Source organism: Streptomyces sp. NPDC057654 (genome assembly GCF_042800135.1).
Classification (GTDB): Bacteria; Actinomycetota; Actinomycetes; order Streptomycetales; family Streptomycetaceae; genus Streptomyces.
In genome coordinates, this window is the sequence record NZ_JBHVHQ010001408.1 from 1 (window position 1) to 1,288 (window position 1,288).

1 protein-coding gene and 1 pseudogene are annotated in these 1,288 nt (G+C 67.7%); both read right to left on the minus strand.

All coding sequences use genetic code 11. From position 1 onward, the window contains the following. Nucleotides 1-256, minus strand: a pseudogene (locus ACFU99_RS43975) (hypothetical protein); the annotation flags it as partial. Nucleotides 257-330: 74 nt separating this feature from the next. Continuing rightward, nucleotides 331-1,288 (minus strand): ABC transporter substrate-binding protein (locus ACFU99_RS43980; protein ID WP_384404442.1); only part of this gene is annotated, 958 nt, incomplete at its 5' end.

Genomic DNA, 1,288 nt, shown 5'->3' on the forward strand with positions numbered 1-1,288 from the left:
CGTCGGTCTTCCACTCCTCCCGGGTGAGGGCGGTGGTGAGCTCGGTGACCCGCTTGCCGGCGCCCCGGTCCCAGTGGCGCATGAGGAACGCGCCGACGACCGCGGCGGCGCCGGCCGCGGCGGCCAGCGAGCGGATCACCAGTGTTTCGCCCACCACCCATGAACTGGCGGCGCAGACGACTGATGTCGCGGCGACCGTCGTCGGAGCGAGCAGCTTGTGCAGGGGTTGCGAATGACGGTGGCGTCCACGTGGCATGGCCTGAAACTTACCGTGCGTCGTGCGCCGAGTGGGACCCCACCGCCCAAACTGTTCCGCCGCGGTTACTTCTGCTACTTCGTCAGCAGCCCCTTGTCCTTCAGATACTGCTCCGCGACGTCCGCCGGCTTCAGTCGCTCGGCGTCCACCTTTTTGTTGAGTTCGGTCAGATCAGCGGTGGTCAGCACCTTGGTGATCTTGTCGAGCGCGTCCGTGATCTTCTTCGAGCCGGCCTTCTTCGCATTCACCACCGGCAGCACGTTGTCGGAGTTCTGGAGCTTCTTGTCGTCCCGCAGCAGCACCAGGCCGAACTGATCGAGCGTCGCGTCCGTGGTCGTGGTGAGGACCATCTGGTCCTTGCCGTCCTTGACCGCCTGCTTCGCCTGCACGCTGCCGACGTCGAGCGGGTCGATGCCCGTGATGTCGATGCCGTAGGTCTTCTCCAGGCCGGGCTGGCAGAACGGCCGGTCGGGGCATTCGTCGCCCGCCGCGAGCTTGACCTTCTGCTTCGACTTTCCAAGATCGGAAAGCGTCTTGAGGTGGTGCTTCCCGGCGAACTCCTTGCTCACCGCGAAGGCGTTCTGGTCCACGGCCTTGCCGGGGTCGAGGACCTTCAGGCCGCGCGGCTCGGCGAGCTTGCGCAGCGCCTTGACCGTGGCGTCGGCGTCCGGCGAGGCGACCGGGGACGCGTTCTTCCCGTTCGCCTTCTTGTTGAGGAATTCGGCGAGCGTCGCCGCGTACTCCGGGACGACGTCCATCTGGCCCTGTTCGAGGGCGGGTTCATAAAGCTCGCGGGCGTCGACCGTCTTGATCGACGTCGAATAGCCGGCGTCCGCCAGCACCCGCGCGTACATCTCGGCGAGCACCTTGGACTCGGTGAAGGACGCGGACCCGACCACCAGCGAGCCCGCACCCGGCTTCGTGGTGCTGTCGCCGCCCTTGGACTTCTCCAGGCTGTCGCCCCCGCAGGCGGCCAGGCCCGCCGCCAGCGCGACGGCGGCGGCCGCTGCGCCGGCCGCCCGGTAGATCCTG